At 26.6% G+C, this 15,948-nt stretch carries 12 protein-coding genes and 3 pseudogenes; 1 reads left to right on the top strand and 14 read right to left on the bottom strand.

The genetic code is table 11. The features are described 5' to 3' along the window. Nucleotides 1-314: 314 nt before the first annotated feature. On the top strand, nucleotides 315-716 hold the full coding sequence (locus tag OC698_RS01660) for a hypothetical protein (RefSeq protein WP_304512998.1): 402 nt from the start codon (nucleotides 315-317) through the stop codon (nucleotides 714-716). A gap of 132 nt (nucleotides 717-848) precedes the next feature. Here OC698_RS01660 and OC698_RS01655 read toward each other — a convergent pair whose 3' ends face one another. The 14 genes and pseudogenes from OC698_RS01655 to OC698_RS03210 all read right to left on the bottom strand — a co-directional run. Further along, a complete protein-coding gene (locus OC698_RS01655) occupies nucleotides 849-1,961 on the bottom strand; it encodes an AAA family ATPase (RefSeq protein ID WP_304512997.1) in 1,113 nt (370 codons plus the stop codon). Between the two features lie 260 nt (nucleotides 1,962-2,221). Then, nucleotides 2,222-3,166, bottom strand: a complete 945-nt coding sequence (locus tag OC698_RS01650) for an HD domain-containing protein (RefSeq protein WP_304512996.1) — start codon at nucleotides 3,164-3,166, stop codon at nucleotides 2,222-2,224. A 97-nt stretch (nucleotides 3,167-3,263) separates the two neighbouring features. Continuing rightward, nucleotides 3,264-3,716 (bottom strand): tRNA nucleotidyltransferase/poly(A) polymerase-related protein, encoded by a 453-nt coding sequence (locus OC698_RS01645; protein ID WP_304512995.1) that lies wholly within the window; start codon nucleotides 3,714-3,716, stop codon nucleotides 3,264-3,266. A gap of 57 nt (nucleotides 3,717-3,773) precedes the next feature. After that, nucleotides 3,774-3,845, bottom strand: a pseudogene (locus tag OC698_RS03340) (hypothetical protein); the annotation flags it as partial. Nucleotides 3,846-4,059: 214 nt separating this feature from the next. Beyond that, a complete protein-coding gene (locus OC698_RS03365; RefSeq protein ID WP_304512999.1) occupies nucleotides 4,060-4,491 on the bottom strand; it encodes a group II intron reverse transcriptase/maturase in 432 nt (143 codons plus the stop codon). Between the two features lie 198 nt (nucleotides 4,492-4,689). Next, the gene (locus OC698_RS03360) at nucleotides 4,690-4,893 is read right to left on the bottom strand and encodes a hypothetical protein (protein WP_304512994.1); all 204 of its coding nucleotides are present in this window, start codon (nucleotides 4,891-4,893) and stop codon (nucleotides 4,690-4,692) included. 915 nt (nucleotides 4,894-5,808) lie between these two features. Further along, entirely contained in the window at nucleotides 5,809-6,195 is a 387-nt protein-coding gene (locus OC698_RS01630) for a hypothetical protein (RefSeq protein WP_304512993.1), read from the bottom strand. A 44-nt stretch (nucleotides 6,196-6,239) separates the two neighbouring features. Beyond that, nucleotides 6,240-7,103, bottom strand: a complete 864-nt coding sequence (locus tag OC698_RS01625) for a DegV family protein (protein WP_304512992.1) — start codon at nucleotides 7,101-7,103, stop codon at nucleotides 6,240-6,242. A 224-nt stretch (nucleotides 7,104-7,327) separates the two neighbouring features. Beyond that, nucleotides 7,328-8,995, bottom strand: coding sequence for an ATP-binding cassette domain-containing protein (locus OC698_RS01620; RefSeq protein WP_304512991.1), 1,668 nt, complete (start codon nucleotides 8,993-8,995; stop codon nucleotides 7,328-7,330). A 121-nt stretch (nucleotides 8,996-9,116) separates the two neighbouring features. Next, a pseudogene (locus OC698_RS03215) lies at nucleotides 9,117-10,835 on the bottom strand (reverse transcriptase domain-containing protein); the annotation flags it as partial. Between the two features lie 600 nt (nucleotides 10,836-11,435). Continuing rightward, a complete protein-coding gene (locus tag OC698_RS01585) occupies nucleotides 11,436-12,290 on the bottom strand; it encodes an ATP-binding protein (RefSeq protein WP_304512984.1) in 855 nt (284 codons plus the stop codon). A 904-nt stretch (nucleotides 12,291-13,194) separates the two neighbouring features. Next, entirely contained in the window at nucleotides 13,195-14,430 is a 1,236-nt protein-coding gene (locus OC698_RS01580) for a DnaD domain protein (protein ID WP_304512983.1), read from the bottom strand. 127 nt (nucleotides 14,431-14,557) lie between these two features. Beyond that, entirely contained in the window at nucleotides 14,558-14,644 is an 87-nt protein-coding gene (locus OC698_RS03330) for a zinc finger domain-containing protein (protein ID WP_420887785.1), read from the bottom strand. A 214-nt stretch (nucleotides 14,645-14,858) separates the two neighbouring features. Beyond that, nucleotides 14,859-15,948: pseudogene (locus OC698_RS03210) on the bottom strand (reverse transcriptase domain-containing protein); the annotation flags it as partial.

Here is a 15,948-nt window from a genome sequence, read left to right as displayed (position 1 = left end):
AGGGTAATAACCTTTACATGGCGAAAGAGTTTCAATATCTTAGATTATAAGATATTAGGCGCCGGATGCTGGGAAACTTGCTTGTCCGGTTCTGTGGGGGGCTAATTGCGAATATGAAAAAAGTTATTATCATTTCTTCTTTCTAAACCGCGTTAATCTATCTCGATATCAACAAAATTAAAACAAATAACTCTTTAATATTAAAAAAAATAATTAACAAAAATAAAGAAGAAATTTCTAAATTATTAGAATTAAGTTTTTATTTTGTTAATAATAAAGATATCAAATCAAAATTAAATAATATCAAATCAGAAATGGAATCTAATAAAGAAAATAGCGCTGTTTATTTCCGAAATAAAGGCGATGAATTTATGTTAGAAGCCGAAACGCAGCGAAATAATAAAGATTTTATCCTTTCTAATTTAAAATATGATCGCGCTAAAAACAATTTTGAAAAATCTATTGAAAAATATAGCGAAATAAAAAACCAATTTTTTTTAGTTTTTAGAAAAATATTCATTTCTGAAAATAATAATTATTCTAACTATATTGATATTAATGACAATAATATTTTTAATAGTAATTTTCGATATTGGAAAACTATATTAATAATTTTGACAATCACCAATTTTTTAATTCTTACACGTTTTATATATAAATTAATTATATATAAAATAAATGACTATAAAACCAATATGATTAAATTTGAAATTTAAATTAAAATAAAATTTTTAATTTTAAAAAAAATAAAAGCTGTTTATTATAATAAACAGCTTTTTTTTATGTTTAAATATTTTATTTTTTGCGAATTTGATCTTAGCATCATCCAAAATAGATTTAATTTATTTCTATTTTAAGGAATTTTTTCTTTGTAAAAATTGTTGTTCCATTTCATTTAGTATTTTTAAATCTTTATCAGTAATAATAATTCTACGATAAGCTTCTTTCAAATCATCAATATTAACTGTCTCTTTACTAACTGTAAGATAATCATCATCATTAGCTCTTTTTATAGCGAAATTCATAGCAGCAGCTTTCATCAAATTTTCTAAAGTACGATTAGTTTTTAAAAAATCATAATTAGATGCAATTCTATCTAAAGCTTCATTAATTACTTCATATAAAAATTTTTTAGCTTCCGGACTATATGGATTTTTAAGTTTTTGATCCATTAAAAATTCTAAAAATTGTTTACGCTCTGATTTATTACCTGGTTTAACTTCGATAGCATAAGAAAAACGCGATTTTATAGCATCATCGATTTGTGAAAAATTATTAGTCGCTCCTAAAATAAAAATAGGATGTTTGGGATCATTTTCATTAGAAGTCAATTCTGTTTTGAATTGGTTAACAATATTGGTAATTTCCGAATCACCTTCTAAATTTGTTAATTTTCGAAAAATAGTTTCACATTCGTCTACAAAAATAATAGCTCCAGGGTGTTTTTTAGATATTTTACGTACATCATTAAATAAATTTCTAATCATTTGTACCGCTTGACCTCTATATTTTTTTGAAAAAATAGAAGCACTCAATTCAAAAAAGGGCAACTGTGTTTCTTTAGCTATAGCCCGAGCAAAAGTAGTTTTTCCTGTTCCAGGAACACCATATAACAAAATACCTAAAGGAGGTTCAATGTGACCAATATCTTTAAATTTTTCAGGTTTTTTTATATACAATATAAACGAATTAGCTATTTTCTTTTCTTCTTTAAAACCCGATAAAGTTGAAAAATCAAGAAAATTATCACTATTAGTTGGATAAAAAGATTCTTTTTCATCAAAACTATTAGTTAAATTTAAAAAATTTGCTTCATTTTTGCGAGATAAATCAGATTTTAAATTCATTAAATCCTTATTATTTTTAAAATTTAATATTAGAGACCCAAAAATCAATAATAATAATAATAAATTCATAATTAATCTAAAAATAATCAATAAAGTTTTTTTCTTGTCTTTCAATAAGAACTCCTTTAAATTATTAAAATAAAAAAAATAATAAAATTTCTTTTTATATTTGTAATTAAATTTATAATTTTAATAAAACTAAATAATTTTTCGAAAAGATTCAATCTATTTTAGTAAAAAGTTTAAATAATTTTTATTAATACTGCATCAGATATATTAATAATTTTTAAATTTTTAATAATTCATTACATCAATAATAAACATCATTATTAAACATCATTATTTTTCCAAATTATAAAAATAAATATCAAATTTTATAAATTGGGTTTATATAAAGACTTTTTTTCGAAAACCGCTAAAGGTTCTGAAAAACTACCTGCAGAAGTTTTAGCTAATGTTTCTCCTAAAGAAGTTAATTTGGCATCTATATTATCCAAATGCCATAATAAAAATGCTTCACCTGTTTGAGGAGTTTTTAAAGCGCCATATTCTAATAAACCATGATGAGAAATTAATAAATGTTTTAATAATAATATTTCTTCTGTATCCTGAATATTGAATAAAACAGCTTCTTCATGAACATAATTAACAGCTAAAACTAAATGACCTAATAAAATTCCTTCTTTAGTATATTCTTTTTTCGAAAAATTAAATTCTTTAACTTTAAACATATCGTGTAAAATAATTCCTGCATATAATAAATCTAAATTTAAAAAATTGTATCTTTCGGCTAGATTTAAAGTAATTTGCAACATATTAGTAGTATGATAAGCTAATCCTCCGTAATAATTATGATGCATTTTAAAAGCAGCTGGTGAAATCAAAAAAGGCAATTTATATTTATTATATAACGAAGTTGTAATTTTGTTTAAATTATAATTTTTAATTTTATTAATATATTTATTAATTAAAAAATCAGCTTTTTCAAAAGATAACGGCGCACATACAAAAAAAAGACGATAATATTGATAAGTTTCTTCTAAATTTAAAATATTTTCGATTAAATTCAAACTTTGGCAAATCCAATAATATTTATTGCTTTTTAAATTTCTAATTACTTCAAAAATATAAATTTTTTCAGTTATTAAAACTAAATTTCTATTTTCTATTTTGATATTGATAATTTCCGTTTCCGTTAACAAAACATCTATATTGTAAAAATTATCACCTTTATTAATATTAGTAATTTTTCCTAAAATTTGGTATTTTTTTCCTATTTCAGCATTCTTTAAATTTTCTAATTGGTTTTTATAAATCATAATTTTTAAACTCATTTTTATTTTTCTTAATTATTTAAAATATAACAAAAATTTCAAATACTTTTAACAATAAAATAAAGACATACAAATAAATAATTCAAAATAAACCTGTTTTTAAAAATTTTTTTTGTAAATTTGATATTTCAAATTTATTTAAATTAGATAAAAAAGGATATTTGTGTTTTAATAATGCGACCAATTTAATAATTTTTATTCTTTGATTATAAGGAAAAGAAAAATCATAGAATACTTTATTATTTAAATAAACAGCAATTATGAAAAAAAAATCTGGATCAATAATTTCTAATTTATATTCGATAAAAAATAATATTCCAGAAATTAAACTTTTTAAACAATAAATAGCTTTTGTATATAATAAATAATTAAAAGTTAAATTAACATAAGGTTGTTTCAAAATTTTATTAAATTCTCTAAATATAAAAAAAGATCTCAATTTATTTATTAAAGCGATATTATCTTTTAAAAATTTTTCTGTTTTTTCTTCTACAGAAAAATTTAATTTTGATTTAAAATAAAAAATTCTTAACATTCTTAAAGGATCTTCAGTTAATTTTTGATAAGGATCACCTATAATACGAATAATTTTGTTATTTAAATCTGTTAAGCCATTAACATAATCGAATATATTATGATTTTCATCTAATAAAATGGCGTTTATAGTAAAATACGAATAGATTAATTGCGTTTTATACAGCGATTTGTATTTGCTGTTTTATTTACAATCAGCCCCCGTCCAAACGGTGCGAGCAAGTTTCCAAGCACACCGCTTTCCCTAATTTACTCTCTTTCGAGAACTAATTTCGTCTCGCGATTGATTAGCTATTTATTCTTATTGTTCTTATTCTTTCTAATATCATGTATTTGCTGATTGGTTATTTTCTAATGACAATCTTTACACAATACTTTAGTTCTTTCATGATCCTTTGGTGATTCGCGTTGTAAATTGTCCCAATATGATGATTTGGAAGTTGGACTGTTTTACTGTGCTTCTCGCAAAGTTCCGCTTTTAGGCTAAGATTCTTACAACTTTGAAATATGTATTTATTTATGGTAATATTCGGATTTCCCTTGTAATTACGCATTTTCCTAATTTTATCCGAAGAGTAAACAATCCATAGTTCATGTTGGATTTTTCCTTTCTTAAGATAAGAAATAGACCAAGTTAAACCTATCTTACATTTCTTCCGAACTCTGGCAATTGACTTTTTCTGCTTTCTTGCCAGTGTTTCCAAACAGCTATCTTCAGCTAGATAATTTAAATGGGTTAAAACCCTTAGATTGTTAGCTACACAAAAGTATCGGATAATTCTTGTAAGCTATACTTTCCTATACTCTGGGTTATTCTTTCTAATCGGTTTTTCCTTCTTTGATCAGTTTCTCCATTTAAAGGTCGATGTAATGTAAATATACATTCGCTAGCAAAGGAGAAATAATCCCTCCTCGGGAGATCCCGATAAAGATTCGTATTTGAGACCGTCTTTCATGAAACCGGCTCTCAACCATTAACAAATGGTTAAGAGGTTTTTATTCTTTGGGATAAACTGATTTAAGGTTCTCATGAGAATCTCATGATTGATGGTATCAAAGTAACCTTTTAAGTCGATTTTGACAATATAATCGATTCCTAATCTTTGTTTGACGCGTTTGACGGCATCATGACAAGATTTTTCGGTTCTCCAAGCTCCATTCTGAAAAAATATTTTCAAAACAAGGAGTTAAGAGTTATTCGAGACATTTTTGTATTAGCCGATCTTTGATAGTGGATAAACCCAAATTTTATTATCATTGGGAATGAGAATTCTTTTGAATGGTTTCGGATGGTAACCGTTGTTGTCGTATTCCTAATGGTATCTTTCTAGTTTTTCGAGATTAATACCATTGATGGTTTCATTGTCAATTCCTGGCGTAGCCGTACCTTTGTTAATGGTGATTCTTCAAAGTGTTATAAAAGTTATTCATTCCCTGCTAGAGTTCTCTTTTTAGAGAGTGGCCATTCGATGAACAATATTGAATTTTCTTCAATGTTCGCGAAAGTTTAGTTTCTGGTGAAACCGTTGTTGATATCATATATCAACCCCTTTATTGATGCCATTGAATAAATAATAAATTACTTTCTTCTTTCGCCCTATAAGAGTCATTAACTCTCTTCTTGGTAAGCCGATTAACTAAATTATTCCAAATTTAGGTTTACCCTTACGACTACTAAGAAGATGCTTTATCCTTGACCATCCGGGCTTTTATTTCCGGATTAGTAAATTTAATTACTTAGTTTTAGGATTCTCCAAGTTACACTAAATTTCTACCTCAATTCCTTAGGTGAAGTGCCCTCTCTCTTTTTTTGGAGGCTGATCCCAGGTTTCCTTTATCTGATAAACTACTCAATATCGTGATTTTATACTAGTAGACTCTGGACTGTCCGTTTAAGCAACTTCCGAGACAGGTTTTTAGATTACCTCAATTTTCCTTCTTAGGCCATTTCAGACTTCTCCATAGAATTATTCGGTGGCGGAGTCATCTTGACTAATTTGCTTTCGTCGTAACCCGCTTTTATGGTCTGCTATAATCCAACATCCTTTCGTTTGCTGAACCGACCATCTCCTTTCAGGGTTTATCGGCCCTGGCTATTGGTTAGATAGCGCGAAATTTAGGCCTCTTTGGCGCCCATCACGTCTTTGTAAATCTTCTTTTACATCTTGAATAAAAATAATAGAAGAAGGATGTCTAAAATCTAAATATTCCCCTTCTTTCCTGTAAGTTGTTATTTCGAAATAATCATTTTCAAAACAAATTTTAACAGAACCGTAACGAATTCTTGTCTTTGGAACATTAAAAATTTCACAAATAGTTTCAGGTAACAGATTAGTAGTAATATCTACATCTGTAACAGGTTTTTTTAATAAAAAATCCCTAACAGCCCCTCCCACTATAAAAGCTTCTGATTGGTCATATTTTTTTAATATTTTTAAAATCTTTTTAGCTTTATCCATATATAAATTTTCATTTAACATATATTATATTTACACCTTACGATTATTAAAACTTCTTAATGAGATCAAATGGGAGGAATAATTAATCCCACACCAAGAACATTATTACCTACATGCGCTCCTATCACCGGAGTAATAATAACTTCTAAAATATCATTAATATTTAACTTTTTTTTAAAAATTTCTATTAATTTATTTTTCATAGGAGGACGTCCTGAAGTTAAAATATGTAAAAAAAATTTTTGATTTTTCTGATTTTTCGTATAATTTTCGATTTCTTTCAAAATACAATCAAAAGCTTTTTCCATAGTAAAAACTTTTTTAATCATTGTAATAATACCAGGAGCTTCTAATTTTAAAATAGGTTTAATATGAAAAATTCTTCCTAAAAAACCTTTAGCAATACTTAAACGACCACTTTTAATCAAATGATTTAAAGAATCTACTATAAAAAAAATTTTATTATTTTTACGTAATCTTTCTAAATATGTTATAACTTCTGAAATTTCAAAACCTTCAGAAAACATACGTTCAGCTTGTAAAGCACAATATGCTTCGCAAAAACCAATACTTTGGGTATCAAAAACTATAACTTCTATTTCAGAAGCAACTATTTTACTAGCAGATAAAATACTATTATAACTGCCGCTTAATGCACTAGACAAAGTGGTAACAAAAATTTTTTGATAACCTAAACGAGCTATTTGGCGAAAATAATCAACTATTTCTCCTATAGGAGGTTGAGAAGTAGTAGCGATTAAACGAGGATTTTTAGTTATAAAATCATAAAATTGATCTGCAGTTAAATTTTCACCATCTCGATATTCTTGATTATTTAAAAAAATTTGTAATCTAATTAATCCAATATTATGTTTTTGATGAAAATAATCTAAACAACTAGTAGAAGTGCTTATCACTTTAATTTTCATATGAAATTAAAATCCTTTTAATAAAAAATATTTATTGTTTGAATTAATTAAAGAATCAAAAATATGAATATAAAAATAAATAAAATAAGAATTATAATAACTCAATTTCCTAAAAAATAATCTTAAGAAATCGAGTTATTATTTTAATAAAAAATTATAAAATTTATAATTATTTATAACAAAATAAATTATTTATTTATAATGAATTTTTTATGAAAATTATTTCAAGAATTTCCTTTTTTTAACATCATTAAAGGTTTTGTTTTATTTAATCGTTTAGAATTCATTAAAAGATAAATACTATACACAAAGAAAAAACAAATAATAAAAAAACCTATCCAACTAACTATAGTTCGATAACTAGGTGAAATTGAAAAAAAACCATTCTCACATAAAGGATAAAAAAAGTTTTGAAGAATTTCGATAGAACAAGGATAAAGTTTTTCACTTAATTGCACTAATGATTTTTTTTGTGCAAACAAATTCATATCATTAAAACCAGGAATTGCTTTTTTATCCAAAAACATAGAAAAATAATTTAAACCATTATTGAAATAATTCAAACCCTTATTGACACTTTTATTAACTGACCATTGGTATAAAAACATAAACATTTGCTGTAAGAAAGTAAACGCCAATATAAAATAAGCGATAAAATAAAATAATATTTTATTAATAATTCGACTATTCGCACCTAAAATACGAGTAATACCTGCGGTACGATAAAAAACTATTGTCTGACGATTAAGAAAGGACTTAGATAAAAGAAAATAAAACAACCAAAATAAAAATATTACTAAAAATCCTACAAAAGATACTCCATAAAATCCTTTTGAAAAAGGCAATATAATACTTTCATTCAATTCTAAATATATATTTTTAAACAAAGATGTTTTATACCAAAATATTTTTCCCAAGAAAATATTTACATACAATATCAAACTAAATGCTAAAAAAGATGTTACAAAATAATAAAAAAGACTAAATAAATTTCGTTTCCAATGATTTTTATAAAAAAATTTACAAATAGAATGCACTTCTTTAAAAGGTAAATTAGATGAAACAGATTTAAACTTCAAAAGATGATCGTTTTCAAATAAATTAGAAACTTCCTTGATTTTAGAAACAAATTTTTGTTTTTCTAAATTATCAACATAAGTTAATAAATCTAAATCCTTTTCATTAAATTGAACATTTTCATTATTAAAAGTGTCATTTTGTTTACGCAATAAATAATCTTTAACAATACCTTCTTTTATTTTAATAATGATATCAGCATATTTGGTTGCTAATAAAATATCATGAGTCACTACGATAACCAATTTTTTTTCAGAAATCTCTTTTAATTTTTTAAAAACTAAATTACTAGAATCTGGATCTAAATTACCTGTAGGTTCATCAGATATTATCACATCAACATCTTTGATTAAACTTCTAATTACATTGGCTCTTTGTAATTGTCCTCCAGATAATTTAAAAGGTTTTTTTGTCAATAAACTGATAGGTAAATTAAAATATTTAAATAAATCTTTAATTTGTTTATGAATGAGCGGATTAACAACGCTTTTTTGTAATTTAACAGATAAAAGAATATTCTCTAAAACACTTAATTCATTAATAAAATAAGCATCTTGCGTTATATAAGAAATCATACCATTTCTATAATCAGCCATTTCAAAATTTGAAAAAGTAGATAAATCTTTATCTTCTACTAAAATATTACCATGACTTATCTTTTCTAATCCTGATAAAAGATTGCATAAACTAGTTTTTCCTGAACCTGATGGTCCTGACAAAAAAACAAATCCGCGACTAGGTAAATTAAAAGAAATATCTTTTAAAATATCTTCGTCTTCATCAAAGCTCAAATTCACGTCTATTAAACGAATCATATTTATATTCTCCCTAATTTTTGAAAATCAATATATAATTAATCCAAAAAAATATCATTTTAACTAATTTAATAACTAATAAAAAAATAATAATGGATAGATTAATTGCGTTTTTATTAGGCAATTTCTTATTGTTCTTATTTTTTCTGATATCATGTATTTGTTGATTGGTTATCTTACGATGACATTCTTTACATAATACCTTTGTACTTTTATTCATGATCCTTTGGCGATTCGCGCCGCGAATTGTCCCAATGTGATGAATTTGGAATTGGGTTGTTCTGCCGCAATTCTCACAACGTTCCGCTTTTAGACGGTCAGTTAGATGCGTACGACCTTGGAATCTAAATCTATTAATGGCAATGTCCGGGTTTCCCTTGTAGTTACGCATTTTTTTAATTTTATCCCAAGAGTAGATAACCCCATGGTTCATATTGGGTTTTCCTTTTGTTAATATAAAAAATACTCCAAGTTGAGCCTGTATTAAGTTTCTTTCGAACTCTGGCAATCGACGTTTTCCGTTTTCTTGCCAGTGTTTTCAAACAGCTATCTTCAGCTAGATAATTTAGATGGGTTAAACACTTAGATTGTCAGCTAAATAAAAGTATTGGATAATTCCTCTAACAATTGTTCGATAGGTCCGAATTGTTTCCAATTCATCTCTCTTCACTAATGTTTCGTCGTGTTTCACCTTTCCCTCTTTTAACCAATTATATTCGTGTCCATATTCCTTGGCTTTCGCTTGGAGAATCTGGATTTGAACTTTACCGTTTAAGGAATTCTTTGCGGTTTTCCTTTCGCGAGTTTTATTGGTGAGTTTTACCTTAATCAAGTAGGATAAGAACCTAGTTCCTTTGCTGGCCTTGACAATTTTTGACTTGTTCTTACTGATCGTAAGTTTCAAATCTTGTTCTAACCATTGCGTTACTTGATTCTTAATCCCTTCGGCTTTGTCATACTCGCCTTTAACACCAATGATAAAGTCATCAGCATAACGGATATATTCGACTCTTGGTTTTAGATTTAGATTAAGCTGACTATCAATCCCCAGTTGATGGTGATGGTTTTTTAAGCCATGCTCTCTCATATTCTGGGTTGCTTTTCTTAATTGGCTTTCCTTCTTTAATCAGTTCTTCCATTTTCAGATCGATGTCGTGTAAATATACATTCGCCAGCAAGGGAGAAATAATCTCTCCTTGAGGAGAACCTAATAAAGATTCGTATTTGATGCCATCCTTTATGAAGCCAGCTCTTAGCCATTTGTTAATGGTTGAGAGAACTTTACTCTTTTTGATGAACCCGATTTAAGGTTCTCATAAGAATTTCATAATTGATCGTATTAAAAAAGCCTTTTAAGTCAATTTTGACGATATAGTCAATCCCTTTAAATCTTTGTTTGACACGTTTGATAGCGTCATGACAAGATTTTTTGGTTCTAAATCCCAAGTTCCATGCTGAAAAGATATTTTCAAAATAAGGAGCTAAGGCATTTTTGTATTAGCCGGTCTTTGATAGTAGGTAGCCCCAAAAGTCTGATTCTTTTATTATCACTAGGAATGAGAATTCTTTTAACTGGTTTGGGATTATAACCATTATTGACGTATTCCTGATGGTATCTTTCGAGTCTTTCTAGATTAATTCCATCAATGGTTTCATTGTCAATGCCTGGTGTGCCCGCCCCTTTGTTAGTAGCAATTTTATTAAATTCTGTTAACGTGTTATAGAAGTTATTCATTCCTTGTTGCAACTCTCTTTTTAAGGAGTAACCATTTGATGAACGATATTGAATTTTATCCAATGTTCGCGAAAGTTTAGTTTCTAGTGAAACCGTTGTTGATATTATATATCAACTCCTTCCTTGATACCATTGAATAAATAGTAAATTACTTTCTTCTTTCGCCCTATAAGAGTCATTAACTCTCTTCTCGGTAAGGCGATTAACTAAATTATACCAAATTTAGGTTTACCCTTACGACTACTAGGAAGATTCTTTATCCTTGACGCTCCGGGGTTTTATTCCGGCTTAGTAAACTTAATTACTTCGTTTTAGGATTCTCCAAGTTACACTAAATTTCGACCTTAATTCTTTAGGGGAAGTATCCTCTTTTGGGAGGCTGATTCCAGGTTTATTGTTCGATAAGTTACTCAATACAAGCTATTTATATTAGTAGATTCTGGACTGTCCGTCTAAGCAACTTCCGAAACAGGTCTCGCTATTACATCAATTTTCCTTCTTAGACCATTGCAGGCTTCTCCATCGAATTATTGGGTGGCGAGGTCTTCTTGACTAATTTGCTTTTGTCGCAACCCGCTTTTATAGTCTGCTATAATTAGACATTCTTTCGTTTGTCAAACCGACCATCTCCATTCAGGGTTTATCGACCCTGGCTATTGGTTAAATAGCACGAAATTTAGGCCTCTTTTGGCGCCCTTCTTGTTATCATGACAATTTATTTTTAGAAATATTATAAGAAAAATCATATAATAAAGTAGATTTTTGAATTAAATTAATAATTTTCGCAGATTTAGTAGCATTAATTAAATCTACATTTAATTGTAAAGTTTCTTTCAAATCATTCTGATGCAAAACGCTACTAAAAAAAACAGGTAAATTATATTCATAACGATAATTTAATAAAGGTATAAAAATATCATCTCGAAAAAAAGCATTCATATTTTCTAAACCAAAATCATCTAAAATTAAAAATGGAATTTTTTTTAAATGGTTTATTTTATCTTCTATAATATCATGAGTCCATAAAAATTTAAATTGCCGAACCAAATCTGACATAACAATAAATAAAAAAGGAATACGATTTAGTAATAACATTTTAGCTAATATTTTTAACATAAAAGTTTTTCCAGAATTAAAAGGACCATAAATATATAAACCTTTATTTTGTTTAATGTTGATATCAAAAGAATTATATTTTTCTACAATATCCATCATATAATTAAAAATACTTTTTTGTGTTTTAGACATAGATTTTATATTTTTAATATCTATACCAGTCAAATTTATTTCCTGATTAAATAAAAAATTTTTTTGTTGTAAATTATTTTTCCAATCTATCTGTTTAGTTTTAACAGTTTCTTGCCAAACTACATGAAGATAAGGTTGTTCTTTTAAAACTAATTTATATCCGAAAGGATTAGGTTTATCTTTTTTATTTAAATAATTAAAAACAATAATAACATCTTCGTCTTTAATTTGTAAATGTTTTGTGTCGGGATGATTCTTAATATAATCTTTAATTTTTTGCAAATGAAAATTTGACTTTTCAGATGAATCCATAATAACTCCTAAATAAAAATTTAAATTAAAAATTTAATTTTTTTTAAAATCTAAATTTTTATAAAACTAAAATAATAACACATTGAATTTATTATAAATTCAGATAAATATAGATTAATTAGAAAAAATCTATTGTTATTAAACCTCAACAAATAAATTTTAAAATCATCAAATATTTACCTAAAATCTCATTTTTTCTTAACATTACTAAATATTTTTAGCTTACACATAAATTATTACTTAGTTTATTATATCATGTTTTTTTATGTCTATTTATTTTTAATTTTAAACATTTAAATAATATTAATAAACAATTTATCAAAATAAAAAATAAATTTAATAAATTAAATTTAGGTTTACGTTTACGACTACTAAGAAGATGCTTTATCCTTGACCATCCAGGCTTTTATTTTCTGATTAGTAAATTTAATTACTTAGTTTTAGGATTCTTCAAATTACGCTAAATTCCGACATTAATTTTTTAGGGTAAGTATCCTCTTTTTTTAGAGAAAATGATTCCAAATTTGCTTTATCTGATAAACATAAACTACTTAATAATTATATATTAGTAGACTCTGACCTGTTCGTTTAAGCAAATTCCGAAATAGGTCTATATACTAAATCACTTTTTCTTCTTAGGCCATTTCAGACTTTTCCAAGAAATTATTCGGCGGCAGTATCCTCTTGACTAATTTGCTTTTGTTACAACCCAATTTTATAGTCTTCTATAATCAATCATTCTTTCGTTTTCCTGACCGATCATATTCTTTTAGAATCTGCCCTGAATATTGGATAAATAGCATGAAATTTAGTCCTCTTCGGCACCAATATAAGATTATATAATAATTTATCAGTCTCATAGTTGAACTCAAATATTTCTCGATTACTTTTAATTAATGCAAACTTAATGTAAATTTTTCATAAAATCATCTAACCATTTAGGCAAAGGAACATTTTTGCGAGCAGAATTAAATTTTTTATTATTATTATTTTCTAACTCTTCTGTCAAGTAATTATAAGCCATTTCTGCAGAAATAATACCTCTTTTTAACCATGATTTTAAAACAACATCACAATAATTATAAGATAAAACAAAATCAATTTCATGATGTTTCTTTTTGCAAATATACATTAATAAAGCATTAATAACTCCAATATCTACATTTTTATGATTTTGAATTAACATGAATAAATCATGATTTAATTTTTTATTTATGTTAATATTTTTACCAAAATTTTTAATAATATGAATAGGATGCGATCTTTTTAAACATAAAATCATTTCATTTTTTTCTTGTTGATGATTATTAACATCAATAATTTTAATATTTTGTTGAGTTTTTATATTTTGTTCATATAAATAATCTTTCAAAACATTTAAATTAATATTAAGATTTTGATTACAATTATGGCGAAAAATTTTTTGATACAAAACAGCCATTTCTTTTGGTTGTAACATATAAACAAAACCTAAAGTTACGATATAATCAATATTTTCATTTTCTAATAAAAAAGGTTTTTTAAAACGTTCAGATAAATTATTAAAAAAAACTTCGTAATCGAAAAATTTTTTAAATACCACTAAATGGTTATTATTATTGTTTTGGGCATTACCCGAATTAGAATGATGATATAAAGAGGTATAATCAATATTAATTTTATTAACTTTATAAAGATCTACAAAATTTTTGCTAATATTTTGGAAATTTTCAGGTATTAAAGGTAATTTATTTAGTAATAATTTTTGTAAACAATGATAATAATTACCAACTTCGCTTAAAAAAAAATGACTTAATAAAGGATCATTGAAAAATTTTTGAACTGAAACAGGAGAATAAAGTACATAAATAATATCTTGATTATCATTAGAATAAGTTTCTAACAAACGGAGAGCTTCTAATTTATATTGATTAGATTGAAAAGTTTTTTTATTTACATTTAACAAATCGAATAACATCTGATATGTAATAGTAAAATTATTATCAATATTATTTTTACTTTCGTTTAAAAAATATAAAGTATTATACAAAGAGATAGCAATAGTTCCAATTAGGGGTTGATATAATAAATTAAGTACTTTGTAATCTTCCAAAGTCAATTTGTTAACACAATAAATTTTAATTATATTCGAATTAATCATTATTTGTGGCCTTCCTTAAATACTATTACTATAAATAATTATAAATAATTGATAAAAACTGATAAAAACAAGAATAAATACTGATTAGACCTCATAATTATCAAAAAATAACATAAAATATTTCTATTTATTTTAACTGACAAAAATCACAAAAATAAGAACTACGACCATTGATTTTAATTTTTTGAATTACTTTATTACACCTGAAACACATTTCTTTATCTTTTTGATATACCAAAAGCTTTTTTTGAAAATTACCTTTAATTCCTAAAGATACGGATAGATTAATTGCGTTTTATGCAGCGATTTGTATTTGCTGTTTTATTTACAATCAGCCCCCGTCCAAACGGTGCGAGCAAGTTTCCAAGCACACCGCTTTCCATAATTTACTCTCTTGCGAGAACTAATTTCCCCTCGCGGTTGATTAGCTATTTATTCTTATCATTCTTATTTCTAATATCGTGTATTTGTTGATTGGTTATCTTGCAATGACAATCTTTACACAATACCTTGGTACTTTTATTCATGATCCTTTGGTGATTCGCATTGCGAACTGTCCCAATGTGATGAATTTGAAGTTGGGTTGTTTCGTCGCAGTTCTCACAACGTTCCGCTTTTAGACGGTCAGTTAGATGCGTACGACCTCGGAATTTAAATCTATTAAGGCAATAATCCGGGTTTCCTTTGTAGTTACGCATTTTTTTAATTTTATCCCAAGAGTAGACAGCCCACGGTTCATATTGGATTTTCCCTTTATTAAGATAAGGAATAGCCCAAGTTGAACCTATATTAAGTTTCTTTCGAACTCTGGCAATCGACGTTTTCCGTTTTCTTGCCAGTGTTTTCAAACAGCTATCTTCAGCTAGATAATTTAGATGGGTTAAACACTTATATTGTTAGCTAAATAAAAGTATTGGATAATTCCTCTAACAATTGTTCGATAGATCCGGATTGTTTCCAATTCATCTCTCTTCACTAATGTTTTGTCGTGTTTTACCTTTCCCTCTTTTAACCAATTATATTCGTGTCCATATTCCTTGGCTTTCGCTTTGGGAACTTGGATTTGAACTTTACCATTTAAGGAATTCTTTACGGTTTTCCTTTCGCGAGTTTTATTGGTGAGTTTTACCTTAATCAAGTAGGATAAGAACCTAGTTCCTTTGCTGGCCTTGACAATTTTTGATTTGTCCTTACTGATGGTAAGTTTTAAATCTTGCTCTAGCCATTGTGTTACTTGATTCTTAATCCTTTCGGCTTTGTCATACTCGCCTTTAACACCAATAATAAAATCATCAGCATAACGGATGTATTCGACTCTTGGTTTTGGATTTAGGTTGATAGAACTATCAATCCCCAGTCTCTGGTGCTGGTTTTTAGTCCATGCTTTCCAGTATTCTGGGTTTCCTTTCCTAATTGGTTTTCCTTCTTTAATCAGTTCCTCCATTTTCAGGTCCATGTAATGTAAATATACATTCGCCAACAAAGGGGAAATAATTCCTCCTTGAGGAGAACCTGATA

Source organism: Candidatus Phytoplasma gossypii, from assembly GCF_030586975.1.
GTDB classification, from domain to species: domain Bacteria; phylum Bacillota_I; class Bacilli_A; order Acholeplasmatales; family Acholeplasmataceae; genus Phytoplasma; species Phytoplasma citri.
The sequence above is the reverse complement of the archived record's forward strand: the minus strand, read 5'-3'. Positions and strand labels throughout refer to the sequence as shown.

Excerpts from the sequence above, each read along its gene's own strand:
- OC698_RS01660 (WP_304512998.1), top strand. The coding sequence starts at position 315 with ATGGAATCTAATAAAGAAAATAGCGCTGTTTATTTCCGAAATAAAGGC.
- OC698_RS01650 (WP_304512996.1), bottom strand. The coding sequence starts at position 3,166 with ATGATTTATAAAAACCAATTAGAAAATTTAAAGAATGCTGAAATAGGA.
- OC698_RS01645 (WP_304512995.1), bottom strand. The coding sequence starts at position 3,716 with ATGTTAAGAATTTTTTATTTTAAATCAAAATTAAATTTTTCTGTAGAA.
- OC698_RS01630 (WP_304512993.1), bottom strand. The coding sequence starts at position 6,195 with ATGTTAAATGAAAATTTATATATGGATAAAGCTAAAAAGATTTTAAAA.
- OC698_RS01625 (WP_304512992.1), bottom strand. The coding sequence starts at position 7,103 with ATGAAAATTAAAGTGATAAGCACTTCTACTAGTTGTTTAGATTATTTT.
- OC698_RS01620 (WP_304512991.1), bottom strand. The coding sequence starts at position 8,995 with ATGATTCGTTTAATAGACGTGAATTTGAGCTTTGATGAAGACGAAGAT.
- OC698_RS01585 (WP_304512984.1), bottom strand. The coding sequence starts at position 12,290 with ATGGATTCATCTGAAAAGTCAAATTTTCATTTGCAAAAAATTAAAGAT.
- OC698_RS01580 (WP_304512983.1), bottom strand. The coding sequence starts at position 14,430 with ATGATTAATTCGAATATAATTAAAATTTATTGTGTTAACAAATTGACT.
- OC698_RS03330 (WP_420887785.1), bottom strand. The coding sequence starts at position 14,644 with ATGTGTTTCAGGTGTAATAAAGTAATTCAAAAAATTAAAATCAATGGT.